Below are 24,640 nucleotides of genomic sequence, written 5' to 3'. Positions count from 1 at the left end.
AGCGGCTCATGATGGACTGATGGGACCACTGATGGGACGGACAGCGGCTTCATCGGCCTCCGCTCGCGTCCCCGCGGATCGCGTCAGGTGAGCCGATGACGGCCGGACCGCGTGCGGACCGCTCCGAGAGCTTCGGGGAAGCGCTCCTGGGAGCGCTCCTCGATCGCGCGCATGAGCTGCCGGCCCACCTCATCGGCCCACTCGTCGCCGACGTGATGGAGCGGCTGGGGGGCCGCCGTCCGCAGATCCTGCTGCAGGACTACAGCCAGCTGCTGCTCGTGCCCCTGCCCGGCGAGGGCCTCGCGGACGGGGACCCTCAGGTGATCGACGATTCCGCCGCGGGCGGCTGCTTCCTCGACGCGCTGCCCGTCGAGCTGCCCGAGGAGGACGGTGTACGCGTCCATCTGCCGCTGCTGGACGGCGGCGATCAGGTGGGCGTCATGGCGGTGACGTTGGACGAGGTCGACGACGACGACCGCCGCCTGCTGCGCCGGGTCGCCGGACTGGTGGCCGATCTGCTGGTGACCAAGCACGGCTACTCCGACCTGTTCTTCCAGATCCGCCGCGGTGAGGAGATGAGCGTGGCCGCCGAGATCCAGTGGTCCCTGCTGCCGCCGCTGGCCATGATCATGCCGCGGGTCGCCGTGGCCGGGGTCCTGGAGCCCGCCTACGATGTGGCGGGAGACAGCTTCGACTACGCGCTCAACGGCGACATCCTGCACGTTGCCATGATCGACGCGATGGGGCACGGCCTCGGTGCGGCCACCATGGCCACCGTGGCCATCGGCGCCTACCGCCATGCCCGCCGCCTCGGCATCGGCCTGACGGAGATCTACGCCTACATGGACGACGCCGTGGCGAAGCAGTTCGGCGCCGACCACTTCGTCACCGCGCAGATGATGCGGCTGGACACGACGACGGGTCGCTTGCAGTGGGTGAACGCCGGTCACCCCGCGCCGATGCTCGTCCGCGACCACCGCGTCACGCACCGGCTGGTCGGGCCGACGACCCTGCCGGTGGGCCTGGGCGGTGCGGAGCCGGAGGTCAGTGAGCTGGGGCTGGAGCGCGGAGATCGCGTCCTGTGCTTCACCGACGGGCTGATCGAGGAGCACACGGCGGGCGGGGAGCAGTTCGGGGAGGAGCAGTTGATCGGCCTGGTGAACGGGCTGGAGCGGACCGGCCGTGGGGTCCGGGCGGTGGCGCGTGCCCTGTCACACACACTCAAGCGGGCGCGCGGCGGACGGACCACGGACGACGCCACGCTGCTCCTGGTGGAGTGGCGCGGCGTCGGCTGACCGCACCGCCGCCTCGGCGGCCCGCCGGGCGGGACGACTCGTCAGCCCGACGGCGTCCGCCCTCCTCCTGTGTCGACGAGGATCTGCCGCGCGGAGCTGACGTTGCCGGCCAGGACAGCCTGGGCCATCGCCGCCCGAGCGTCCTCGGGGGCTGCCTCCGGCGGGATGACCAGCAGCGAGAAGTGGTCCCTGTCGCCCCGGGTGATCAAGATGGTGTCATCGCCCACCGGGAAGGAGTCCACGCGCACCACGTGGTCGTCGACGGCGATCCGGGTGGGGACCCCCGCCCAGGCCGTGGCGTCCAGCCCCACCCGACTCAGGGGGCCGAGGTACTCCGTGAGCGCATCCAGCAGTGCCGGCAACTCCGCACCGATGTCATGGGATCGCGGCCACCACGCCCCGTCGAGAACCCCTTCGCGCGATGCCGTCGTCTGAAGCCGGAGCAGTGCGTACCCAGGTCGTATGGTCTGATGGATGCCACTCGGCAGCTGCTGGGGAGCGGGGGATGTGTCGGAGTCGGTCATGAGGACCACCCCTTCGGGATCCGGCGGACACGGGGTGCGCCGTGCTGCTGACCACGCTACTCCCCTCACTGCGGGTACCGGTGCCGTCGGGAATCACCGGTTTCGCTGTGATTCTCCGGTGTCGCCGGGAATCGCCGGCCCGCCCGGATACGGTGCCGCGCTGCTCGCCGAGACCGGCGGCAGCGGCGCTGCCGGAAACGCCGGCGGGCTTCTGCCGGAACTGTCGAGGCGGACGACCGCGTGGAAGTCGTCGGTCAGGTGGCGTCCGGGCCGTAGGCGGGCAGCGGCACGCACCACTCCAGGAGTGTGCCGGAGGGTTCGCGGCGGCCGACGACGAGGTGTCCGCCGAGTTCCCCGGCGCGGCTGTGCATGTTGGCCAGGCCGCTGCGGCGGGTGACGGCGGGATCGATCCCGCGGCCGTCGTCGGCGACGGTCAGCCGCAGGGTTCCGTCCGTCGCCTCCACGGTGATCTCCACCGCGGTGGCGACCGCGTGCCGGGCCGTGTTGGACAGGGCTTCGCGCAGCACGGCCAGGAGGTGGTCGGCGTGGTGCGCGGACACGTCGGTGTCGAGCAGGCCGGTCATGCGCAGCGCCGGGGTGAAGCCGAGTGCCGCGGAGGCCTCGGCGCTGAGCGCCACGAGCTGGGAGCGCAGGCCGGCGCGGCGGCCGGGGTGGTCCTGGTGCTGCAGGCCGAAGATGGTGGAGCGGATGACCTTGATGGTGTCGTCCAGGTCGTCGACGACCCGCTGGACGCGTTCGGCGGCGTCCGGGCGGTCGCCGAGGCGGCCCAGGGCGGCCTGCAGGCTCAGGCCGTCGGCGAACAGCCGCTGGATGACCAGGTCGTGCAGGTCCCGCGCGATGCGGTCGCGTTCCCCCAGGAGAGTGAGCTGTTCGGCGTCCTGGCGGTGTTCGGCGATCTCCAGCGCCAGGGCGGCCTGGTCGGCGAAGGCGCACACCATCTCCACCACCGCCTCGTCGAAGGGGGCGCCGCCGGGTTCGTTGGCCACCTGCAGCACGCCGCGCACCCGCTCGCGGCCGGCGACCGGGACGAAGAAGGCGGGTCCGAGCGGGACGACGGAGGCACTGCCGCCCGCGATGCGGGAATCGGCGGTGAGGGATTCGCTGCTGACGGTCTGTCCCGTCGCGTAGACCTTCGCCGCCAGGGTGGTGTCGGGCAGCGCCAGGCCCCGCACCCGGTCGGCCGAACGGCCGGCCGCCGCCTCCACGACCAGTTCCTCGCTGTCGCCCACCGGGAGGGCCAGGGTCACCAGGTCCGCGCCGGTCATCTCCCGCACCATGTCGGCCAGCGACCGCAGGGTCCGTGCGGGGTGCTCCCCGGACAGCAGGGCGCGGGTCAGGTCCGCGCCGGCCGCGAGCCGGCGTTCGCGGTGCCGGCTCTCGTCGTAGAGGCGGGCGTTGTCGATCGCCACGCCCGCGGCGGCGGCCAGGCTGCGCAGGACCGTTTCGTCGTCGGCGTCGAACGGGCGGCCGCCCCGCTTGCCGGCCAGGTACAGGGTGCCGTAGATCTCGCCACGGACCTGTACGGCGGCGTCGAGGAAGGTGAGGGGCGGGTGCCGCGGCGGGAAGCGCGCCGGGTCGGTGCGGGGGGCGGTGCGGGGGGCGGTGCGGGGGGCGGTGCTGGGGGCGGTGAGTGGGTCGGTCCGTGGGGCGGTGAGTGGGGCAGGGCGGTCCTGGGTTTCGGGGCGGGGGACTGTCCGCCGGGCTGTCGTCTCCTCGCCGCAGTCGGCGCCGGCGGCTCCGGCGGTGACGAGCTGCCGTATTCGGCCTTCCTCCCCCAGGACGCCGAGCGCGGCGTACTCGGCGTCGACCAGGTCGGCCGCGTACCGCACGATCCGCCGCAGCAGGTCCTCCAGGTCGAGGTCGCCGCTGATCGCGACGACGGCGTCCAGCAGTGTCTGCATCCGGTCGCGGCCGTCCAGAGCCCTCCGGGCGGGCTCGCGCCGCCCGTCCGGCGGCGCCTTGCTGGGCAGCCGCTGGTCAGAGCGCTGACTGTTCGTGCCCGACCGGTCGTTCACGGAGCCGCCTCATCTCTCGAACCGGCATACGTCTCCAGCATGCGCAGACAGCCCCACCGGATCGCAACGGCAACGGCGACCGCACGGTGCCGGGCGGTGACGGAACCGGTGGCCGCAGACCGGGCTGTGGCCGCCGTCCCCTCCGGCCGACGCCCCACTGCCGCCCGCCTCGACCGCGGGCCGGCCCGCCGGAACGGACGTCCCGCGGGAGCCGCCACGGACCGCCCTGTCTCCACCGGCCGGGGACGGACACCGGGGCGGTCCGCATCCATCCGCCTCCCCTGATGCGTGGGAGTTACACCTGTTGCGGGCGGATCGCCCGGGCCGGGGAAGGGGGAGGGGCGTGCCGGTGTGCCGTGGGGTGCTGCCGTAGGTTGGGCGGGTGTCCTCGCTTCCGTTGATCCTGTTGCTGTCGGGCAGCCTGCGGGCCGGTTCCGGCAACGAGGCCGTGCTGCGCACCGCACAGGCCGTCGCCCCGTCCGTGCCGGTGCGCACGGAGCTGTACGACGGCCTGGCGCGGCTGCCGCACTTCAACCCCGACGACGACCGGGACCCGCTGCCGGCGCCGGTGGCCGGGCTGCGGTCGGCGATCGGCCGGGCGGCCGGGATCCTGGTCTGCACGCCGGAGTACGCCGGCACCCTGCCGGGCTCGTTCAAGAACCTGCTCGACTGGACGGTGGGCGGGACCGAGATCGGCGGCAAGCCGGTGGCCTGGGTCAACGCCGCCGCTCCGGGACGCGGCGAGGGCGCGCAGGCCACGCTGCGGACGGTGCTGGAGTACACCGGCGCGACCGTCGTGCCGTCCGCCTGCGTGCGGCTGCCCGTCGACCGGCAGGCGATCGGGGCGGACGGGCTCGTCGCCGACCCGGAGACGCGGCGGGAGCTGGAGCGGGTCCTCGGGCTGCTGGCGGACTCGGCGGCTCGCTGAGGCCCGCCGTCCTCAGCCCGCGGTCAGCTCCGCCAGGCTGTCCAGCGGCAGCGTGTGCCGTGTCTGGAGAACCTTCGCGCGCAGGTAGCGGACGTTGTGGGCGGTGGTGAACACCCCCGTGGGCACGCGGTCGCGGACGTCGATGCCGAGGGTGCGCAGCTGCTCCGCCTTGTCCGGGTTGTTGGACAGCAGGTCCAGTTCGCCGATGCCGAGGGCGCGCAGCATCTGGGCGGCCGCCGTGTAGTCGCGGGCGTCCTCGGGCAGGCCGAGCGCCGCGTTCGCCTGGTAGGTGTCCAGGCCGTCGTCCTGGAGCGCGTAGGCGTCGAGCTTGTTGTAGAGGCCGATGCCGCGTCCCTCCTGGCGGAGGTAGAGCAGGACGCCGCCGCGGTCGGCGATGCGCTCGACCGCTTCGCGCAGCTGGGGTCCGCAGTCGCAGCGGGCCGAGCCGAAGACGTCGCCGGTCAGGCACTCGGAGTGCAGGCGGACCAGCGGGGGTGTGCCGGGGGCCGGGTCGCCGAGGACGACGGCCACGTGCTCGCGGTCGTCGGCCAGGCCGTGGAAGGTGACCAGGTCGGCGTCGGCGCTGTAGCCGTCGTGGAAACGCAGCGGTACCCGGACGCGGGAGCGCGGCGTGGCGGCGGGGAAGTCGGGGGCGGGGTCGGGCATGCGGGCCTCCGGGGCCGGGGTGGACGGCGCGGACGGGGTGCTGTCTTCTTCCGTGCTCGCGGTCGTGCTCGCGGTCGCACGGGAGGTGCTTCAGATTTGAAGCAGATCCGCTGAGGGGACCCTACTCCATGCTTTAAATTTGAATCAATAGGTTTGCGGTGCGGCTCACGAACGAGTGGTGCGGCTCACGGAGCAGCGGCGCTGCTCACGAGCAAGGGGAGGAACGGCGGCGCCACGGGACCTCGTCGGGGGCCGGCCGTGGGGCATCCTGGCCTTCCAGTGCCCGCGCGATCCCCGTGCAGATGTCCTCCAGCTGTCCCACCTGCTCCTCGGTGAGGTGGTCGAACAGGGACGCGCGCACCGTCTCCACGTGGCCGGGGGCCGTGCGCTCCAGCACCGCCATGCCCTCGTCGGTCAGTGCGGCGATGCTGCTCCGCTTGTCCCACCTGCAGTTCTCGCGCCGCAGCAGGCCGTCCTTCTCCAGTCGCGTCACCGCGTACGTCAGACGGCTGCGGGTGATCTTCGTCTTCTCGGCGAGGTCGGTCATGCGCAGCCTGCGCTCCGGCGCCTCGGAAAGATTGGTGAGGATGGAGTAGTACAGGTGCGGCATGCCGGCGTCCTGCTGGAGCTGCCGGTCGAGCGCGTCCTCCAGGAGGTGCGTCGCCGCGATGAACGCGCGCCAGGCGCGCTGCTCGTCCGGGGTGAGCCAGCGGGGTGTCATGCCACCAGTGTAAGTTTGTTTCAAACTTGAACCAAGACCGCCCGCCTCCGAGAGTGAGCGCGCTCGATGCCGCATCCCTACGTCCTGCTGTCCGCCGCCGTCTCCCTGGACGGCTACCTCGACGACACCGGCCCCGAGCGGCTCCTGCTCTCCGGCCCGGCGGACTTCGACCGGGTCGACGAGGTACGTGCCTCCGTCGACGCGATCCTGGTCGGTGCCGGGACGATCCGGGCCGACAATCCGCGGCTGCTGGTCAACTCGGAGCGTCGCCGCGCCGGCCGGGTGGCCGCGGGCCGGTCCGCCTACCCGCTCAAGGTCACGGTCAGCGCCTCGGGGGAACTCGATCCGGCGGCGCGGTTCTGGCACACGGGCGGCGAGAAGGTCCTCTACACGACGGACGAGGGCGCCGAACGGGCCCGCGCGCTGGGGCTCGCCGCCGACGTCGTCGCGCTGGGCGGCGAGGTCGGCTGGCGGCCGCTGCTGCGGCATCTGCACGACGTCCGGGGGGTGCGCCGTCTCATGGTGGAGGGCGGGGGGCTCGTGCACACCCAGCTGCTCCAGCAGGGGCTCGCCGACGAGCTGCAGCTCGTGCTGGCGCCGGTGTTCGTGGGTGACCCCGCCGCGCCGCGGCTGTTCGGTCCGGGGGCGTACCAGGGCGGGCGGCTGCGGCTGCTGGAGACGCGGCGGATCGAGGACGTGGTCCTCATGCGGTACGAGCCGACGGCTCCCGGGGCCGGGGAGGTCGCCGTGGCCGCCGACCACCGCTGGCTCGCCCTCGCGTGCGAGTTGGCGGCGCTGTGCCCGCCGTCGCGGACGGCGTTCAGCGTGGGGGCGGTGGTGGTGGCCGGTGACGGCACGGAGCTGGCCCGGGGGTACTCCCGTGAGGGGGACGATCCTGTGGTGCATGCCGAGGAGGCGGCTCTGGCGAAGCTCGATCCGGACGATCCCCGGCTCGCCGGCGCCACGGTCTACAGCAGCCTCGAGCCGTGCGCCCGGCGCGCGTCCCGGCCCAAGCCGTGCGCGCGGCTGATCCTCGACGCGGGGGTCCGGCGGGTGGTGACGGCTTGGCGGGAGCCCGACACGTTCGTCGAGAGCGCCGACGGCAGCGGGCTGCTGGCGGGGGAGGGGGTCGACGTGGTCGTGCTGCCGGAGTACGCGGAGCGGGCCGAGGCGCCCAATCGGCATCTGGTGGGGTAGCGGGGTGCCTGCGGCGGCCTGTCGCGGTTCGGTGGGGGTGCGTGTTGCGCGGGCGGTGGGGGGTGGGTCGGGGCCGGGGCGGGGGTGTCCGTCCTCGGAACGGCGCGGAATCGGGGGTTCGGGAGGTGCGGGGGTTGACGCGCCAACCGATGCGGGCGTACACCCCCGTCCCGTCCCCTTCCCGCCGTACGCGGCTGACGGCGCGTGCCGCGGAGAAACGCGTGTGCTTGCCGTCCTGCGTATGACGTACACTGGTGACACACCGACGCGGGGTGGAGCAGCTCGGTAGCTCGCTGGGCTCATAACCCAGAGGTCGCAGGTTCAAATCCTGTCCCCGCTACTCAAGGCCGACGGCCGGGATCATCAGAGGTCCCGGCCGTCGGTGTTTTTGTGCGGTCCGTGACCGTGAGTGATGAGGTGGCCGCCCTGCGCAGTGTGGTCGGCGGGGTATGTGAGGGGCCAACTCGCCCGTTTTTAGGCGGTCATGGGGATGTACGTCCGGCGTGGATTCGTTAATGATCAAGCGGAACGGCTTGGAAACGAGCCCCTGCGTCTATTAACGTTCGATAACGCAGCGCGGTCGTCCCAGCCGTCACAAGAGGCGGCTCCGTGCGCACGCGCCGAATCCCGCAAGGGAACCGGGGAACCACCACCCTGGGGTGAATCGCGCGAATGCCGCCGTGGGATCACGGTGGATATACGCGCGTAGGAGACCTTCCTGCTCCGAACCCGTCAGCTAACCCGGTAGGCGAGGAGGAAGGAAAGGAGCACGCCCACGTGGCGTCCAACCCTGCCCCGACAGCCCCGTTCCAGCCGAGTGACACCTTCGGCTACGGCAGCTACCGCACCGACGAGGGCCCGTGGGAGGCATGGAACCCCACGGAGGACTCCGTCCGCCCCGTACGCGGCCGGCACCGTGTCTCCAAGCAGCGCGGCGGGGGACTCGCCCGCAGTTCCACGGTTCTGGGCGTCGGCGTCATAGCCGCCGTCGGCGCGGGCGGCATGGCCAGCGCCAACACCGGCAAGCCGCCGGTGTCCATCTCCATGCCCGACCTGCCCTCGGTCGGCTCGCTGATCTCCGACGACGAGCCCGAGCCGCAGGGGTCCGCCACTCCGCTCAGCAGCGTCGGCGTGACCTCCGCGGAGAGCACCAAGGGCGCCGGTGAGGCGCTGCGCGACCGCATCATGGCGCAGGCCGAGTCGCAGCAGATCCAGGTCGAGAGCAAGACGCAGCAGGCCACCGAAGCCGCCCTCGCCAAGCAGGTCGCCGACGCGGCCGAGCAGGCCGAGAAGGCGGCCGCCGCCAAGGCCGCCGCCGCCAAGGAGAAGGCGGAGGCGGAGGCCAAGAAGAAGGCCGAGGCCGCGCGTCTCGCCGAGCTGGCCAAGCAGTACACGCTGCCGACCTCCTCGTACACGATCACCTCGACCTTCGGTCAGGCCGGCTCCATGTGGTCCTCCGGCTACCACACCGGCCTCGACTTCGCCGCCCCTACCGGCACGCTCATCAAGGCCATCCACAGCGGGACCATCACCGAGGCCGGCTGGGCGGGGGCGTACGGTTACCGCACGATCCTGACCCTGGACGACGGCACCGAGCTGTGGTTCTGCCACCAGTCGTCGATCAGTGTGAGCGTGGGGCAGAAGGTCAGCACCGGTGACGTCATCGGGCGCGTGGGTGCCACCGGGAACGTGACCGGCCCGCACCTGCACCTCGAGGTCCACGCGGGCGGGCAGGCCAGTGGCATCGACCCGATGGCCTGGCTGCGCGGCAAGGGACTCAACCCCTGATCTCCCCCTGATCCCCGGCGGTCCTGACGGCAAACCCCCCGACGTCAGGACTGCCGGTCAGGCGTGCCCGAGAACTCCGGGACGCCGTCGGCCGCTCCGGGTTTCAGGAGCGGTACGGGTTGTACGCGGGGTTCGCGGGGTGCCCGTACGCCGGCCAGGGCGGTGCTACGACCGGCACCGGGGGAGCCGTCATCCTGGCCGCGTGGTCCAGTGCCGGCCGCGCGATCTCGCGCCGCCACCACAGCTCGGCCAGCAACTCCCGCTCCCGTACGACGAAGTCGGCGTCCGCGCGTCCGCGCCGTCCCCGGTGCCGCAGGAACGCCAGCGACGTCGCGTACGCCTCGTACTCGGCCACCGTCCGCCTGGCCGGCTTGCCGAAGCGGTGGCGGGCGTAGTCGCGGGCCGTCCGCCGCGCCCGCATGGAGCCGAGCGCGTACGGCTCGCCCGGCGTCAGCCAGCCGGCGAGGACGTACGGCGGCAGTTCCTCGCGCACGGTCCGCAGTTCGCGCTGCCGCGTCCAGATAACCAGCCAGGTCAGCAGCCCGAACGCGGGCACCATGAAGGCCGCGTACACCGCGAAGAACCCGAACCCGCCGAACGCCGCCGAGCCGTTCCACAGCGCGTGCATGCCCATGGCGAGCAGCAGCCCGGAGAGCGGGACGAGTACGCGCCGGACGTGCTGCCGTTCCGCCGAGAGCGCGGCCACGCCGAACCCGATGCCGGTCAGGACGGTGAACAGGGGGTGCGCGAACGGCGACATGATGACCCGGACGAAGAAGGTCGCCGCGGTGACGGAGGCGATGCCGCTGTCGCCGGTCAGCTGGTCGGTGCCGAAGGCGGTGCCGAGGTAGAGGATGTTCTCGGTGAACGCGAAGCCGGTGGCGGTGATCCCGGCTATCACCACCCCGTCGACGATTCCCGTGAAGTCCCGTCTGCGGAACAGGAACACCAGCAGCACGGCCGCGGCCTTCGCGGACTCCTCGACGACCGGCGCTATGACCGTCGCCCCGAGGGTGTCCGCGCTCGCCGGGTCCGCGGTCGACGTCGCTATCCATCTGGTCGCGAAGCTGTTGGCGACGATCGCTATCAGCGCCGCCGCGCAGGCGCCCCACGCGAAGGCGAACACCAGGTTGCGCCACGGGCCGGGGGCGACCCGGTCGAGCCAGCGGAAGGCGGCCACGAGAAGCGGTACCGGCAGCACGGCGAGGCCCAGCCCGACCAGGAACCCCTCGGTGCCGGTCTGTTCGCGCACCAGGGCGAGGATGACGAGCCCGGAGAGCGCGAGCAGGGTGCTGAGCGCGCCGTAGCGCACCCACCTGCGCTGCCACCAGTGCGCGTGCCTGGCCCCGCCGCCGGCGGGACCGTCGGCGTACGGCGGATGCGTCGGGTACGGGGGGAAGGTGGCCACGGCATCGACCCTAACGAGGCAGCGCGCCGCCCGCGACGGTGCGGGACGCGTCCGGCGCGCTTCAGGCGCCGGTGGGGGGCAGGGGCTGGTTGTGCCGCTGTACGCGGCGGAACAGCAGGTCGTTCACGACATGTCCCTTGTCCAGTCCCTGTCCCTCGAAACGGGTCAGCGGCCGGAAGCCGGGGCGCGGCGCGAAACCGCCGCCGGGCCGGGTGTTCTCGAACCCGGGATGCGCGGTGAGCACCTCGAGCATCTGCTCGGCGTACGGCTCCCAGTCGGTCGCGCAGTGCACGATGCCGCCCGGTCTGATGCGGGACGCGGCGAGATCCAGGAACTCGGTCTGGATCAGGCGCCGTTTGTGGTGCCGCTTCTTGGGCCAGGGGTCGGGGAAGTAGACGCGCAGGCCGTCGAGGGAGTCCGGCACGAGCATCTCGCGCAGCAGGATGATCGCGTCCCCGTTGCCGACCCGGACGTTGGACAGGCCTGCCTGGTCGGCGAGGTTGAGCAGATTGCCCTGGCCCGGGGTGTGCACGTCGACGGCGAGGATGTTGGTACCCGGGTCGGCGGCGGCCATCTGCGCGGTGGCCTCGCCCATGCCGAACCCGATCTCCAGCACCACCGGGCCGGTGTTGCCGAACAGCTCGGCGAGGTCGAGCACCCGCTGCCCGTCGATGTCCAGTCCCCACTTGGGCCACAGCCGCTGCAACGCGTCCGCCTGCCCCGCGGTCACCCTGCTGCGCCGGGGCTGGAAACTCCGGATCCGCCGCTCGAAGTGCGACCCGGCGGGATCGGCCTGCGGCCCGTCCGGGAACCGGGGTTCCCCCTTGCCCCGGGCACGCGGGAAGGACGCGCCCGCACCGGCGGCGGGGGCGGGGGCGGGGGCAGGGCGGAGGTGCTCGTCCGCCACGGGGGCCGGAGCGGCGGGGCGGGTGGTCTCGGGGGCGTTGCGGGAGTCAGACACAGTGCGGTCGATTTTACGTGCGCGGTTCGGGGTGGTGGGTGCGTGCTTCGGGCGGGGACGGTGAGGGCGCGGTTCCGGGCGGGGGTGCGTGGTCGTCCGGTGGTGGTGAGGGCGCGGTTGCGGGCGGGGGTGCGTGGTCGTCCGGTGGTGGTGGGTGGGGGGTTGCGGGCGGGGGTGCGTGGTCGTCCGGTGGGTAGGTGTGCGGTTCCGGTCGGTGGGGTGCGTGCTGGTCCGGGGGCGTTTCTCCTGCCGGCCGGGGGCCGTCGGCTGTGGTCCTCTGTCGGCTGCCCTGCGGCCGCCGGGGCGTGGGCAGGGGCCCGGTGGGCCCGGCGATGGCCGTCCGGTGGTTGCCGTACGCCGGCCTCCCGGGGGCCGGCGTACGGCGTCCGGGTCCCGGGCCGGGCTCAGGCGCCGCCCAGTGCGGCCAGTGCCCTGCGGGCCACCTCCCGGCCGATCGGCAGTGACGCCGTGGCCGCGGGGGAGGGGGCGTTCAGGACGTGGATCGCGCGGGGGCCCTCGTGGATCAGGAAGTCGTCCACCAGCGTCCCGTCCCGCAACACCGCCTGCGCCCGCACTCCCGCCGCCGCGGGCACCAGGTCGTCCTCCGTCACCGCCGGCAGCAGTCTGCGCACCGCCGCCGTGAACGCCCGCTTGGACACCGACCGGCGCAGCTCGCCCGCCCCGTAGCGCCAGTGCGCGCGGGCTATCCGCCAGGACCCCGGCCACGCCAGCGTCCCGGCCACCTCCCGCGGGCGTACGACGCCCCAGCCGTATCCCTCGCGGGCCAGCGCCGGCACCGCGTTCGGTCCGACGTGGACGCCGGAGTCGATCCCGCGGGTGAGGTGCACCCCGAGGAACGGGAACGCCGGATCCGGCACCGGGTACACCAGTCCCCGCACCAGCTCGGGCCGCGCCAGCTCGTAGTACTCCCCGCGGAAGGGCACGATCCGTACGTCCGGTTCGTCCCCGGTGAGCCGCGCCACCTCGTCGCAGTACAGGCCGGCGCAGTTCACCAGCACGCGCGCCCGTACGACGTCGCCGGCCCGGGTCCGCACGGCGACGCCCCGCTCCGGGCGCCGGTCGACCCGGTCCACCTGGGCGCCGTAGCGGATCTCCGCGCCCGAGGCGTGGGCCAGCTGCCGGGCCACGCCGACGAAGTCGCACACCCCGGTCGTGCCGACGTGAATGGCCGCCAGGCCCCGCACCTCCGGCTCGTACTCCGCGATCTGCGCCGCGCCCAGTTCCCGCACCGGGATGCCGTTCTCCCGGCCGCGCTGGACGAGTGCGTGCAGCCGGGGCAGCTCCGTCCGCTCCGTGGCGACGATCAGCTTGCCGGTGACGGCGTGCGCGATGCCGTACTCGGTGCAGAACTTGACCATCTCGGTGGCGCCCCGCACCGCGTACCGGGCCTTCAGCGACCCGGGGCGGTAGTAGATCCCGCTGTGGATGACGCCGCTGTTGCGCCCCGTCTGGTGCCGGGCCGGGCCGGGCTCCTTCTCCAGCACCGTCACCCGCGTGCCCGGCGCGGCACGCGTGATCGCGAACGCGGTCGACAAGCCGACGATCCCGCCGCCGACGACGAGCACGTCGCAGTCGTAGACCTTCTCGGTCCGCACCTGGCACCACCTCCCGCATCCGATAGTGCACTGCGCCACTGACAGCGCCTTCAAACGTGGTGCCCGGTAAACGCGGTGCCTTCGAATACGGTGCCTTCGAAATCGGTGCCTTCGGACGCGGCGGATCGCGGGGGACGCTACGCCGGGGCCATCAGCAGGGGCCGGGCCCGCTCCCGCAGCTCCGCCACCCGCGGCTCGTCCCCGTACGGTTCCAGGCGGTGCAGGAGGTCCTTGACGTACTCGGTGGTGCGCGCGGACGAGATGCGTCCGGCGACCTCGACCGCCCGCACGCCCTGCTCGCACGCCGCGTCGAGGTTGCCGGACTCCAGTTCGGCGACCGCCGAGACGACCAGCCGGAGCCCGTGCGAGCGCACGAACTCCTCCGTCGGCTTCGACAGGGCCTGCTCCGTGAAGCGGCGTACCTGCCGCGGCGCCTTCAGGTCGCGGTAGCACTCGGCGGCGTCGGCGGCGAACCGGTCGTAGGAGTAGAAGCCGAGCCAGGACGGGTCGTTGTCGCCCTCCCGGGACCGCTCCAGCCAGCCCTCGGCCGCCTTCAGGGCCGCCCCGGCGGCCTGCGCGTCGCCCGCGCGGGCGTGCGCGCGTGCCTCGACGAGGCGGAAGAAGCTCATGGTGCGGGCGGTCGCCAGGCCCCGGTTGCGCTCCAGCGCGGCCTGCGCGAGGTCGACGCCCTCGTCGCCGAAGCCGCGGTAGGTCGCCTGCAGGGACATCGACGCCAGGACGTAGCCGCCGAGGGGGACGTCGGCGGCGGCGCGGGCGAGCCGCAGCGCCTGGATGTAGTACCGCTGCGCGGCCTCCTGCTGGCCGGTGTCGAAGGCCATCCAGCCCGCGAGGCGGGTGAGTTCGGCGGACGCCCCGAACAGGGCCCGGCCGACCTCGTCGGAGTACGCGCCGAGCAGCAGGGGCGCCGCCTCCACCCGGAGGCACTCCGGCACCATGGACGAACGCCAGTCGCCGCCTCCGTACTTGGAGTCCCAGCGCCTGGCGTCCTCGGCGGCCTCCCGCAGCTTCCGCACGTCGCTGTGGCCGACTTTCAGTGATGCGCCGGAGCCCTCCGCGGAGTTCGCCTCGCGCGCCACCGAACTGTCGGCCGGGGTTATCAGCCACCGCGAGGCGGGTGTCGCGTACGCGCTCACCGCGAACGAGCCGGCCAGTGACTGCCAGATGCCGCCGGAACCGGCGCGCCGGCCGGCGAGGTCGAGCCGGTACAGCTCGGTCGCCGACTTCACCGCCTGCGCGACGTCCCGGGGGAAGGCGAGGCCCACCTCCGGTGCGGGATCGGCGTCCGCCAGCCCTATCTCGTGAAGGGGCACCGGACGTCCGAGCTTCTGCCCGATGGCGGCCGCTATGAGGTGCGGGGCGGCGCCCTGCGGCACCATCCCCTTGGACACCCAGCGCGCCACCGAGGTCTTGTCGTAGCGAAGAGTCAGCCCGCGTTGGGCGCCAAGGTCGTTGACGCGTCGCGCGAGGCCTGCGTTGCTGATTCCCGCGAGGGCGAGAACGGCGCCGAGTTTTTCGTTCGGCCCGCGTTGCTCCCTGGACATGCGCCACCCCTCGACACAGACGGCTGCCGCGCTGGCATAACCACGCGGCATTCGTAAACCCAGCGTAGTTCGCCGCATCCCAAGCGTTAAGGGGCTTTGTTCCGGATGGCGGGATTGTGGTCCGTACTGAAGTGCGGTCCCGATACGCGCAGTTGCGTCGTGCTCCCGGCCGTGTGGCCGTGCGCCCGTGCGTGCGCTCTTCTGCGGCCGGCCGGGGAGCGCTTGCATGGATCGTGCGTGGGTCGGCCCGCTGTACTGGATCCAGTGGGCTGGGGGACACCGCCGCCTTCATCCCCGCGGGCGGTGGAACGGTCCGGGAGGCGGGCTCCGTCTCCCGGACCGCGTGCGCGGTGTACGGTGCGCAGGGCCTGTACGGAGCGTGGCCCACGCCTGTCCGCGTGCCGCCGATTTGGCCGAAAATCGACCCCTGCCTTTCCGGGCGATCACCCCTCCCACCACGGAACTTGAGGGCGCGAAAGGCGTTTTCGGGGCGCGTTACGGGGGCGCATTCGCGTCGCAGACGCCCTGCGCAGTGCGGGTGTCCGCGCCCCCGGCCGCTTCGGCGCGGGTGCGCGCCCGGTGGATCTCGTGCGGCGCCGCCACGCCTCCGGCGCGCCTCCTTCATGGCAGCATGGGGAACCGGTTCGTACGGTGCACTGGTTGTCCACAGCCTGTGGAGGCGTCGATGCGGTGGTTGGTGGGATGGAGCAGCACCGCCGCGGGCACCTCCGGGACCGGTTCCGCGGGGGCCACCGGGCACGACGGCGAGACCGTGCACCCCGTCGGTTCCCAACTCCTGTGGGGCGACCCCGATCCGCTGTGGGCGGTCGGCGACTGGCGCCCCGACGAGGTGCGGGTGGTGAAGGCCGACGCCCGGACCCGGATCGCGGTGCTGGGCACCTGCGGGGCCTCCGACGAGCAGCTGCGGGTGGCCCTGTTCGCCGCGCGCGGCGGCGCGCTGCGCCATCTGACGGCCTGGCCGGGCAGTTACACGGCCGTCCTCCAGGTCGGCCGCAGGATCACCGTCTGCGGCGACCTCGCGGGCGCGCGCCCGGTCTTCCACACCCCGTGGGCGGGCGGCACGGCGTACGCGACGGCCGCGCTGCCGCTGGCCGACCTCACCGAGGCGAACCTCGACTTCGGCCACCTCGCGGCCCTGCTGGTGGCCCCCGACGTGCCGGCCGCGCTGCACGACTCCACGCCCTACGAGGGCGTACGCCGCATCCCGCCGGGACACGCGCTGATCCTGCGCGCCGGGGCGCGCGAGATCGCCGGCTACGAGCCGGTCGCCTCCCTCGCGGTGGCGGCGCCCCCCGCCGACCCCGACAGCGCGGTCGACGCGGTGCGCGACGCCCTGGTGGAGGCGGTACGCGCCCGGCTGGCGGCGCCCCGGCACGTGCCCGGCGCCGACATGGACCCCGGGCCGGTGCCCGGCATGGGACCCGCGGAGCGCCGCGCCGCGCGCGGGATGCCGGTCGCCGGGATCGGCGCGGACCTCTCCGGCGGGCCCGCCTCCGGCACCCTGGCGCTGCTCGCCGCCGGCCTGCCCGGCAGGCCCGGCACCCTCCTGGGCCACGGCACGGGCGCGGGCGAGCGCCTGCTGGCGGTCACCTTCAACGACCTGGCCGTCGGCGGCCGGGAGGCCGAACTGGAGCGGGCGGGCACCCTGGCCGCCAACCCCCGCCTGCACCACGTGGTCGTCACCGGCGGCGAGGAGATGCTGCCGTACGCCGACCTGGACGGCCCCCTGACGGACGAGCCGGGCCCCAGCCTGGTCACCGCGGCCCGCCACCGGGCCCGCCTGGCCGCCGGCAGCGCGGACCACTTCACGGGACACGGCGCGCGCCAGGTCCTGGACGCCCACCCCGCCCGCCTCGCCGACCTCCTCATGGACCGCAAGCGCCGCCACCTCGTCCGCCCGGTCGCCGCTCTCGCCAAGGCGGACGGCTCGGTGCTGGTCCCCGCGCGCGTGTACACCGCGGCGCGCAAGCTCGCCCGGACGCCGTACCGCGCGGGGCTCGACCTGCTCGCCGAGCGCCTGATGCAGCGCCGCTTCGACGAACCCGGAGGCGCCGTCGGGGCCTCGCTCGCCGCGCTGACGTGGGCCAGACCGGGACCGGCGGCGCGCTGGCTGACCGGGGAGGCGCTGGCTGAAGTATCGGTTCGCCTGCAGGCCGCCACGAGCCGCTCCGGAGTCGGGCCGGGCCAGCGTCCCGGCGACTACCGCGCGCGTGCGGCCCTGGCCCGGCAGGCGGCGGACCTCCGCGTCCTGGAACAGGCCGCCGAGATCCGCTCCCAGCGCCTGCACGCGCCCTTCCTCGACAACCAGGTCGTCCGCGCCTGCCGGGCCCTGCCCGAGGCACTTAGGGTGCAGCCCGGAGCCCGCGCCGCCATCCTGCGTACGGTCCTGGAGGGCGCCGGCGTCAGCGGCCTCCCGCCCGGCTGGGGCGCCCCTTCCCAGGCGCCGACGGCGGTCGCCGCCCGCACGGGGCTGCGGGTGGCCGCGGACTCCCTGATGTCCCTGTTCGCCACGCCGCTGCTCGCGGAGGCCGGCCTGGTCGAGGCGCGGGTGGTGCGCAAGGCGCTGCGGGCGGCCGCCCAGGGCGAGCCCCTGCCGCTGGACGGCCTGGCCGACCTGGTCTCCCTGGAGCTGTGGCTCGGCCGCCTCCTCGCCCGCCGCGGCACCTGCTGGACCGGCACCCCGGCCCGCCAGCGGGCGGTGCCCGCGGGCATCAGCCCGCAGCGGGGCGCGCTGGCCTCGGGCGGACGGGCCGGGAGCATGTAGCGGCTGCGTGCCGTGCAGCAGTCGCGTGCCGTGCAGCGGCGGCGTGGCGTGTGGTGGCGGCGGCTGTGGACGGCCCGCGCGGAGGCATACGGCGGCTACGGGACGCCGTCTTCCCGACGTCCCCTCCGACCGACGTCACCTCCGACCGGCTTCCGCTGCGGCCGGCGTCCCCTCCGGCAGGCGCCTTCGGTGACGGGCGCCTGCGCCGCGTCACCGATGCCCGTACCGTCGGCTTCCGCGTCACCGGCGCCCAGTGATCCGCCCGGCGACGCACCGTGGTGCGTGCGGATCGGCGACCGGGCCTGGGGGCTCGTGGCCGCGGGCTCAGGCCGGGCGCGACCGCAGCCCTTCCAGCAGGATGTCCAGCAGCCGCGCCGAGGCGGCCGCCTGCTGCGCCGCGTCCGGCAGCGAGGGCGCCGCCGTCGCGATCACCAGCAGCACGTCCGAGACCGACACGTCCGGCCGCAGCTCACCCGCCGCGCGCGCCCGCTCCACGAGCCGGCCCACGACCTCCAGCAGCGCCGCCGCCCCCGTGTCGTCGTCCGCGGCCGCGGGACCGTCCTCCGCGACCAGCCGCAGCTCACCGGCGCCGGCGCCGGCGCCGGCCTGCGCACGCTGCTGCGGGACCGGAGTCTCGTCGAGCACGCCGCTCTCGTCGGCCACGCCCACCCGCAGCACCTGCGGCGGCAGCAGCCGCCCGGCGCCCGAGGCCACCGACGTCCGCAGGAAGCGCGCGAGCGCCGACCACGGCTCGTCCTCCTGGCCGAGCGCCGCCCGGGCCTGGTCCGTCAGCCGGGAGGTCTCCTCCTCGGCTATCCGGCGCACCAGGACGTCCTTGGAGGGGAAGCGCCGGTACACCGTGCCCACGCCCACCCGTGCCCGCCGCGCCACGTCCTCCATCGGCGCGCCGTACCCCAGCTCGCCGAAGACCTCGCGCGCCGCGCGCAGTACGTGTTCGAGATTGCGCTGTGCGTCCACGCGCAGCGGCGTCGTCCGCGCTCTGTCCGCGCGTCCGTTGCCCGCCGCCGCGCTCATCATGCCGCCCGGTCCCAGAGCGGACGCGGCCGACCAGTGCGAGTCCTGAATGCTCATAAGTGATCCCCCGGTAATGACGTCTCCCCCCGGAGACTCTCCCCGCAGCTGAAGGCAGAGCGCGCGGGGAATCCTGGACCACCGGTCCGCCCGTCACGGACTCCGGATCCGAAGAGCGCATCCCCCTACACCCCGTCGTCACGAACATAGTTGAGAGGGAGTCAATTCAGAAGGGGCAGGTTCCGCACGGAGCGCCCCCCGATCGGAGCACGGGTCGTGAACGTCCCGATTGGTCCCCCTCGGCGGCCCCTGCGCATGCCCGCTGACCTGGGCACCTTCGGGGGACTTCGGCGATTCGGCCAACTCCGGGCGGCGCCGGCCCCGCGTCACTGACCCTGTCGGGGCTGTGGACAAACGCACGCGCCGGGTGCGTCATGGGATGGTGAAGGAACGTGCGCGCATTCTCGTTGTCGGCGGCGGCTACGTCGGGATGTACACGGCCCTGCGTCTGCAGGGGAGGCTGAAACGCGAGCTCAGGCGCGGTGACATCGAGATCACGGTCGTCACCCCCGACCCGTACATGACCTACCAGCCGTTCCTCCCCGAGGCGGCCGCCGGGTCCATCTCCCCACGCCATGTCGTCGTCCCGCTCCGCCGCGTCCTCGACCTGTGCCACGTCGTCGTCGGCGAGGTCCAGTCCATCGACCACGCCAAGCACACCGCGTCCTTCACCACCCTCGCCACGGCGGAGGAGGGAACGGGCCCCACGCAGTTGACGTACGACGAACTGGTCCTCGCGCCCGGATCGGTCTCCCGCACCCTGCCCGTCCCCGGACTCGCCGAGCACGCGATCGGCTTCAAGTCGGTCGAGGAGGCCATCGGCCTGCGCAACCACGTCATCGAACAGCTGGACATCGCCTCCTCCACCCGTGACCCCGCGATCCGCGACGCGGCCCTGACCTTCGTCTTCGTCGGCGGCGGATTCGCCGGCGTCGAGGCGCTCGGCGAACTGGAGGACATGGCCCGCTACACCACGCGCTATTACCACAACGTCGAACCCGGCGACATGAAGTGGATCCTCGTCGAGGCCACCGACCGCGTGCTGCCCGAGGTCGGCCCGGAGATGGGCCGCTACACGGTCTCCGAACTGCGCCGGCGCAACATCGACGTACGCCTCGGCACCCGCCTGGAGTCCTGCGCCGACCGCGTCGCCGTCCTCAGCGACGGATCCCGCTTCCCCACCCGTACGGTGGTGTGGACGGCCGGCGTGAGACCCCACCCGCTGCTCGCCGCCACCGACCTCCCGCGCACCGAACGAGGTCGGCTGAAATGCACCCCTCAGCTCACGATCGAGGGCGCCCCGCACGCGTGGGCCGCCGGAGACGCCGCCGCCGTCCCCGACATCACCGCCGGAGGACCCGGCAAGGAGACGGCCCCCAACGCCCAGCACGCGCTGCGCCAGGCCAGGCTCCTCGGCGACAACATCGCCCACTCCCTGCGCGGCGAGCCCCTGGAGACGTACGCCCACCGCTACGTCGGCTCGGTCGCCTCACTCGGTTTCCACCAGGGCGTCGCACACGTCTACGGGCGCAGGTTCAAGGGCTACCCTGCGTGGTTCATGCACCGCGTCTACCACCTCAGCAGGGTGCCCACCTTCAACCGGAAGGCCCGCGTCCTGGCCGAATGGACGCTGGCGGGCCTCTTCAAACGAGAGATCGTCTCCCTCGGATCGCTCGAACATCCCCGAGCGGAGTTCGAACTCGCGGCCGGTGGAAAGCCTCCTACCGACCCGACGTCCGACCCGAAGGGGTCGTCCTGACCGGACCCAGGAACTCCTGCGCCCGGGTGGGCGTCTGACGGGTGTCGACCCGGTGGGCGACCCTGCCAGACTGATCCCCGCCGCTCGGGCGAGCATCCGCTCGCCCTTCGAACCCAGAGGCTTTCCACTGTGCTGCTTCCCGGGGACGCCAACCCCCCACCCCCAGGCCGGATCCGGAGCCGGTCCAAGACGCCGAAGACGACGACACGAGGCAAGGATTCGTGAACTTCACGCGCTGGAGCGCCCGGCTCCCCGGAACGCAGCGCCGCGCCGCAGCGCGGACCGACCACGTGATCGCCCGCGAGGGGTCCGTGCCCACGGCCCGCGCCGAACACCTCACCGACGGGCGCCCGCTCGTGCCCGGCGTCGACGAACTCCCCGTCCGCGACGTCCTGGACCGTGTCCCCGCCCTGGTCGCCCTGGTCCACGGCCCCGACCACCGCGTCGCCTACGTCAACGACAGCTACGCGGCGGCCTTCGGCGCCCGCCCCCTCGGCGCGCCCGCCCGCGACGCCCTCCCGGAACTCGACGAGCTGGGCCTGCTGCCCCTCCTGGACCAGGTCCTGCGCAGCGGGAAACCCCGCACCCTGAAGTCCCGTAAGGCCCCCGACGGCCGCTCCTACACCTTCACCTGCACCCCGGTGGCGGAGGGCGACGGCCACAGAGTCCCGGGCGGTCCCGGTGTGCTCGTCTTCGCGACCGACGTCACCGACCACGCCGAGGCCGCCGAGCGCCTGCGCGCCAGCGAGCGCCGCCAGCGCGAGACGGCGGTCACCCTCCAGTGCTCCCTGCTGCCCCAGGAACTGGAACAGCCCGACGACCTGCGCGTCGCCGCCACCTACCAGCCCGGCGGCACGGAGGCCGCCGTCGGCGGCGACTGGTACGACGTCATCACCCTCGGCGGCGGCCGCACCGCCCTGGTCATCGGCGACGTCATGGGCAGGGGCGTGCGGGCCGCGGCCGTCATGGGCCAGCTGCGCACCGCCGTCCGCGCGTACGCCCGCCTCGACCTGCCCCCGCACGAGATCCTCCAGCTCCTCGACGGCCTCGCCACCGAGATCGACGCCAACCAGATCGCCACGTGCGTGTACGCCATCCACGACCCGAACGAGGGCCGGCTGGTGTACTCCTCGGCCGGTCACCTGCCGATCCTGGTCCGCGACGAGAACGGTGACGTCTCGCGCGCCGACGAGCCGACCGGCCCGCCCCTGGGCACCGGAGGCTGGGTGCACGCGTCGGGCTCGATCGCGCTGGGTCCCGGTTCCACGGCGGTGCTCTACACCGACGGCCTCGTGGAGCGGCGCGACGAGGACCTGGACGAGGGCATCGCCGCGCTGGAGCGTGCCCTGGCCGGTGCGACGGGCTCGCCGCAGGTCGTCTGCGACCGCCTGGTCCGCTCGGCGGGCGTCACCGCCGGTCACGACGACGACGTGGCGGTCCTCGTCCTGCAGCACCCCGCGCGCTCGGGTCCGGACAGCGAACTGTTCCGCAACGCCGCCCTGGAACTCCTCGGCGGGGTGGAAGCGGCCCCGCGCGCGCGTGCGTTCGCCTCCGGCGTCCTCACCAGCTGGCGCTTCCCCACCGAACTGCACGACCTGGGCGTCCTGGCCGCCAGCGAACTGGTCGCCAACTCCCTGCAGCACGGCACCCCGCCCATGCGTCTGCGTCTGCGCCGCACCGACCGCCGGCTGATCATCGAGGTCACCGACGGCGACGACCACCTCCCGCGCCGCCGCCGCGCGGAACCGGGGGACGAGTCGGGCCGGGGCATCGCCATCGTCGCGACGATCGCGTCCAACTGGGGGTCGAGACGGACACCGGGCGGCGGCAAGACGGTGTGGTGCGAGTTCGTCCTGCCGAAGGCGGCGGCCTGACCGGGGCACGAAGGCGGCCGCCCCGCCGGAAACCGAAGGCGGCCGCCACCCGAAGGTGACGGCCGCCGCCTGCTCAGGCCTCCGCGGGCACGGCCTCCGCGGCCGCTCCGCCCCGGGTGACCACCCGGCTCCCGCCCCGCCACGGATGGTCCTGCGCAGGGGTGAGCTGCCGCCCCAGTCGCACCGCCAGGACGCTGATCCCCAGCGAGAACAACAGGAACGTCACGACGTACGGCCCGTGCAGCGAGGCCGCCATCGGCCCGCCCACCGCCGGCCCGACGGCCAGCGCGAGCTGCTTCACCAGGGCGAACGCCGAGTTGTACTGCCCGGCCATCCCTTCCGGCGCGAGATCGGCGACCAGCGGTGCGACCGTCGGCGACAGCATCGCCTCACCGAGCCCGAACAGGGCGTACGTCGAGACGAACGCCGCCGTCGCCATCTCCCGGCTGCCGTGCCCGAGCCCGGCGTACCCGGCTATGACCCAGGCCACGGCCCAGATCAGGCCGACGGCCGCGATCACCCGGGACCGCCGCCGACGCTCGACGAACTTCAGCACGGCGAACTGCGCGACGACGATCACCAGCGTGTTGGCGGCCAGCGCGGTGCCGAGCGCGGACGTCGTGATCCCGGCGGCCTCGACCCCGTACGCGGCCAGCCCCGACTCGAACTGCCCGTAGCAGGCGAAGAACAGCACGAAGCCCAGCACCGACAGCTGCACCATGGCCCGGTTGCCCAGCAGCTGCTTCCAGCTGCCCCGCGTCGAGCGCGCCGGTGCGCCCTCGACGCGCGGCGAGCGCGGCATCCGCACCGTCGCCATCACGGCCACCAGCAGCAGGAACACCGCCGCCTCGATCGAGAACAGCAGGGTGAACGACGCGACGCGCGTAGAGTCGACGAGATGGCCGCCGATGAGCCCGCCGACGCCCAGCCCCAGGTTCTGCAGGAAGAACTGCACGGCGAACGCCCGCGACCTGGTGTCGGCCGTCGAGCAGTCCACGATCATCGTCGCGAGCGCCGGCTGCATCACGGCCTGCCCGGCCCCGAGCGCGGCGGCCGACAGCAGGACAGCCGTCGCGTCACCCGCGAGACCCAGGCTCAGCGCCCCCGCGGCGGCCGTGACGAGGGCGGCGAGCAGCACCGGCAGCGGGCCACGCCGGACGATGGCCCGCCCGGCGAACGGCAGCACGACCAGCGCGGCGACGGCGAACACGGCGAGCACCAGGCCCGCCGTCATGGCGCCCAGTCCCCGCACCTGCGCCACGTAGACGTACAGGTAGGGGACCGTGAAGCCGAGGCCGAAAGCGCTGAGTGCGTTGCCCACGTGGATCCGGCGCATCGCTGCGCCCATCGCCCTGGTCACGTTCACCTCTCTCACACGGTTGGTGCGGTCAGTACTTAGCACCAAAGACTTCAAAGCTAAAGTTCGAAGCTAAATATTACATCTCGAAGGACTTCAACGCCAACCGACCCCATGCGATACTTGGGCCCATGGGCGACACACCCGGCACCCTCGGCCTCAGCGGCGAGCCGACCCTCGACGAGCAGATCGCCGCCTACCAGCGCGAGTTCCGGGACCTCGACCCCCAGGTCGAGAAGATCGTCTCGGCGCTGTCCCGCCTGAACCGCCGCATGAACGTCGCCTACGGCCGCCAGACCGCCGCCCTCGGCATCAGCAACGCCGAGTGGGAGGTCCTCAAGGCCCTCGTCCTGTCCGGCGCCCCCTACCGGCTGGGCCCGAGCGACCTCGCCAAGCGCCTCGGCCTGACGCCGGCCGCGATGACCCACCGCATCGACCGCATGGTCACCGAGGGCCTGGTCACCCGGGAACGCGACGAGTCGAACCGCGTGCGCGTGATCGTCGAGCTGACCGCGGAGGGCCGCGAGAAGTGGCTCGAGGCGATGCGCCTGGCGTCGGTCTTCGAGGAGGACCTGCTCCAGGACCTCAGCCCGCGGGAGCGCACGGCCCTCGGCGAGGTCCTCACCCGCCTGCTGCGCAGGGTGGAACACGCGCAGCCGGACGCCGGCGGGCGCCTCAGTGACCTCGACTGAAAGATCTTGACAGGGGGCGCTTGACAGCCCCCTCGGGGATCCGTAAGGTTCTTCGGGTTGCCGCGGGGGCGTAACGCTTCTGCGACAGCACCTCCGCCGCGCCAGCGGCACCAAACCACAGCACGACCTTTCCCAGCCGGGATGAATTCGGCGTTCCCGAATTCTGCTCGAATTGGGGGCCGACAGCCCGATTAGGAACTGCCGACCGGATCCGCTAAGGTTTGAGACGTCGGAACGGCCCAACGGCCGGGAAGACAAATCCCGCTGACTGGGAATCAGACGCCGAAAGGATCTGATAGAGTCGGAAACGCAAGACCGAAGGGAAGCGCCCGGAGGAAAGCCCGACAGGGTGAGTACAAAGGAAGCGACCGTTCCTTGA

18 protein-coding genes, 1 tRNA gene and 1 riboswitch are annotated in these 24,640 nt (G+C 73.3%); of the genes, 9 read left to right on the top strand and 10 right to left on the bottom strand.

From position 1 onward, the window contains the following. Window positions 1-95 precede the first annotated feature (95 nt). Entirely contained in the window at window positions 96-1,295 is a 1,200-nt protein-coding gene (locus tag ACH4ZX_RS31410) for a PP2C family protein-serine/threonine phosphatase (protein ID WP_398280171.1), read from the top strand. A gap of 41 nt (window positions 1,296-1,336) precedes the next feature. Here the strand turns inward: ACH4ZX_RS31410 and ACH4ZX_RS31405 are convergent, their stop codons facing one another. After that, window positions 1,337-1,819 (bottom strand): DUF5994 family protein, encoded by a 483-nt coding sequence (locus ACH4ZX_RS31405; RefSeq protein WP_398280168.1) that lies wholly within the window; start codon window positions 1,817-1,819, stop codon window positions 1,337-1,339. A gap of 254 nt (window positions 1,820-2,073) precedes the next feature. Then, window positions 2,074-3,855 carry a GAF domain-containing protein gene (locus ACH4ZX_RS31400; RefSeq protein ID WP_398280165.1) on the bottom strand — a complete coding sequence of 594 codons (1,782 nt, stop codon included), beginning with the start codon at window positions 3,853-3,855 and terminating at the stop codon, window positions 2,074-2,076. A gap of 382 nt (window positions 3,856-4,237) precedes the next feature. Here ACH4ZX_RS31400 and ACH4ZX_RS31395 point away from each other — a divergent pair, with 382 nt between their 5' ends. After that, window positions 4,238-4,783 carry an NADPH-dependent FMN reductase gene (locus ACH4ZX_RS31395; protein WP_398280162.1) on the top strand — a complete coding sequence of 182 codons (546 nt, stop codon included), beginning with the start codon at window positions 4,238-4,240 and terminating at the stop codon, window positions 4,781-4,783. Between the two features lie 12 nt (window positions 4,784-4,795). On the opposite strand, the gene ribA is transcribed toward ACH4ZX_RS31395, so the two are convergent. Together ribA and ACH4ZX_RS31385 are read right to left on the bottom strand one after the other, a co-directional pair. Next, window positions 4,796-5,449, bottom strand: a complete 654-nt coding sequence (gene ribA, locus ACH4ZX_RS31390) for a GTP cyclohydrolase II (protein WP_398280159.1) — start codon at window positions 5,447-5,449, stop codon at window positions 4,796-4,798. A gap of 205 nt (window positions 5,450-5,654) precedes the next feature. Further along, on the bottom strand, window positions 5,655-6,170 hold the full coding sequence (locus ACH4ZX_RS31385; protein ID WP_398280156.1) for a MarR family winged helix-turn-helix transcriptional regulator: 516 nt from the start codon (window positions 6,168-6,170) through the stop codon (window positions 5,655-5,657). Window positions 6,171-6,236: 66 nt separating this feature from the next. On the opposite strand from ACH4ZX_RS31385, the gene ACH4ZX_RS31380 reads away from it, so the two are divergent. The 3 genes from ACH4ZX_RS31380 (at window position 6,237) to ACH4ZX_RS31370 (ending at window position 9,155) form a co-directional block, all read left to right on the top strand. Further along, on the top strand, window positions 6,237-7,367 hold the full coding sequence (locus tag ACH4ZX_RS31380) for a dihydrofolate reductase family protein (protein ID WP_398280153.1): 1,131 nt from the start codon (window positions 6,237-6,239) through the stop codon (window positions 7,365-7,367). A gap of 266 nt (window positions 7,368-7,633) precedes the next feature. Continuing rightward, a tRNA-Met gene (locus ACH4ZX_RS31375) sits at window positions 7,634-7,707 on the top strand. A gap of 268 nt (window positions 7,708-7,975) precedes the next feature. Continuing rightward, a riboswitch (cyclic di-AMP (ydaO/yuaA leader) is annotated at window positions 7,976-8,133 on the top strand. A gap of 11 nt (window positions 8,134-8,144) precedes the next feature. Beyond that, on the top strand, window positions 8,145-9,155 hold the full coding sequence (locus ACH4ZX_RS31370) for a M23 family metallopeptidase (RefSeq protein WP_398280150.1): 1,011 nt from the start codon (window positions 8,145-8,147) through the stop codon (window positions 9,153-9,155). 103 nt (window positions 9,156-9,258) lie between these two features. Here the strand turns inward: ACH4ZX_RS31370 and ACH4ZX_RS31365 are convergent, their stop codons facing one another. From ACH4ZX_RS31365 to ACH4ZX_RS31350, 4 genes are all read right to left on the bottom strand, one after another. After that, window positions 9,259-10,563, bottom strand: coding sequence for a PrsW family intramembrane metalloprotease (locus ACH4ZX_RS31365; protein ID WP_398280147.1), 1,305 nt, complete (start codon window positions 10,561-10,563; stop codon window positions 9,259-9,261). A 61-nt stretch (window positions 10,564-10,624) separates the two neighbouring features. Continuing rightward, on the bottom strand, window positions 10,625-11,524 hold the full coding sequence (gene trmB / locus ACH4ZX_RS31360; protein ID WP_398280144.1) for a tRNA (guanosine(46)-N7)-methyltransferase TrmB: 900 nt from the start codon (window positions 11,522-11,524) through the stop codon (window positions 10,625-10,627). A gap of 404 nt (window positions 11,525-11,928) precedes the next feature. Continuing rightward, complete coding sequence (gene lhgO, locus ACH4ZX_RS31355) at window positions 11,929-13,140, bottom strand: L-2-hydroxyglutarate oxidase (protein ID WP_398280141.1); 1,212 nt, start codon at window positions 13,138-13,140, stop codon at window positions 11,929-11,931. Between the two features lie 137 nt (window positions 13,141-13,277). After that, window positions 13,278-14,702: an MFS transporter gene (locus tag ACH4ZX_RS31350; protein WP_324783043.1), complete on the bottom strand. Its 1,425-nt coding sequence runs from the start codon at window positions 14,700-14,702 to the stop codon at window positions 13,278-13,280. Window positions 14,703-15,387: 685 nt separating this feature from the next. Here ACH4ZX_RS31350 and ACH4ZX_RS31345 point away from each other — a divergent pair. After that, window positions 15,388-17,487: an asparagine synthase-related protein gene (locus ACH4ZX_RS31345; RefSeq protein ID WP_398280138.1), complete on the top strand. Its 2,100-nt coding sequence runs from the start codon at window positions 15,388-15,390 to the stop codon at window positions 17,485-17,487. 324 nt (window positions 17,488-17,811) lie between these two features. On the opposite strand, the gene ACH4ZX_RS31340 is transcribed toward ACH4ZX_RS31345, so the two are convergent. Next, window positions 17,812-18,579 (bottom strand): TetR/AcrR family transcriptional regulator, encoded by a 768-nt coding sequence (locus ACH4ZX_RS31340; RefSeq protein WP_398280135.1) that lies wholly within the window; start codon window positions 18,577-18,579, stop codon window positions 17,812-17,814. 379 nt (window positions 18,580-18,958) lie between these two features. Here ACH4ZX_RS31340 and ACH4ZX_RS31335 point away from each other — a divergent pair, with 379 nt between their 5' ends. Next, window positions 18,959-20,338 (top strand): NAD(P)/FAD-dependent oxidoreductase, encoded by a 1,380-nt coding sequence (locus ACH4ZX_RS31335; protein WP_398280132.1) that lies wholly within the window; start codon window positions 18,959-18,961, stop codon window positions 20,336-20,338. Window positions 20,339-20,559: 221 nt separating this feature from the next. Then, window positions 20,560-22,212, top strand: coding sequence for a SpoIIE family protein phosphatase (locus tag ACH4ZX_RS31330; protein ID WP_398280129.1), 1,653 nt, complete (start codon window positions 20,560-20,562; stop codon window positions 22,210-22,212). Window positions 22,213-22,285: 73 nt separating this feature from the next. On the opposite strand, the gene ACH4ZX_RS31325 is transcribed toward ACH4ZX_RS31330, so the two are convergent. Then, complete coding sequence (locus ACH4ZX_RS31325) at window positions 22,286-23,560, bottom strand: MFS transporter (RefSeq protein WP_398280345.1); 1,275 nt, start codon at window positions 23,558-23,560, stop codon at window positions 22,286-22,288. A 140-nt stretch (window positions 23,561-23,700) separates the two neighbouring features. Between ACH4ZX_RS31325 and ACH4ZX_RS31320 the strand changes: the two genes are divergently transcribed. Continuing rightward, window positions 23,701-24,261, top strand: coding sequence for a MarR family transcriptional regulator (locus ACH4ZX_RS31320; RefSeq protein ID WP_360746186.1), 561 nt, complete (start codon window positions 23,701-23,703; stop codon window positions 24,259-24,261). The last annotated feature ends 379 nt before the right edge of the window (window positions 24,262-24,640 follow it).

It is taken from the genome of Streptomyces sp. NPDC020490 (assembly GCF_044335305.1).
GTDB lineage: Bacteria > Actinomycetota > Actinomycetes > Streptomycetales > Streptomycetaceae > Streptomyces.
The sequence above is the reverse complement of the archived record's forward strand: the minus strand, read 5'-3'. Positions and strand labels throughout refer to the sequence as shown.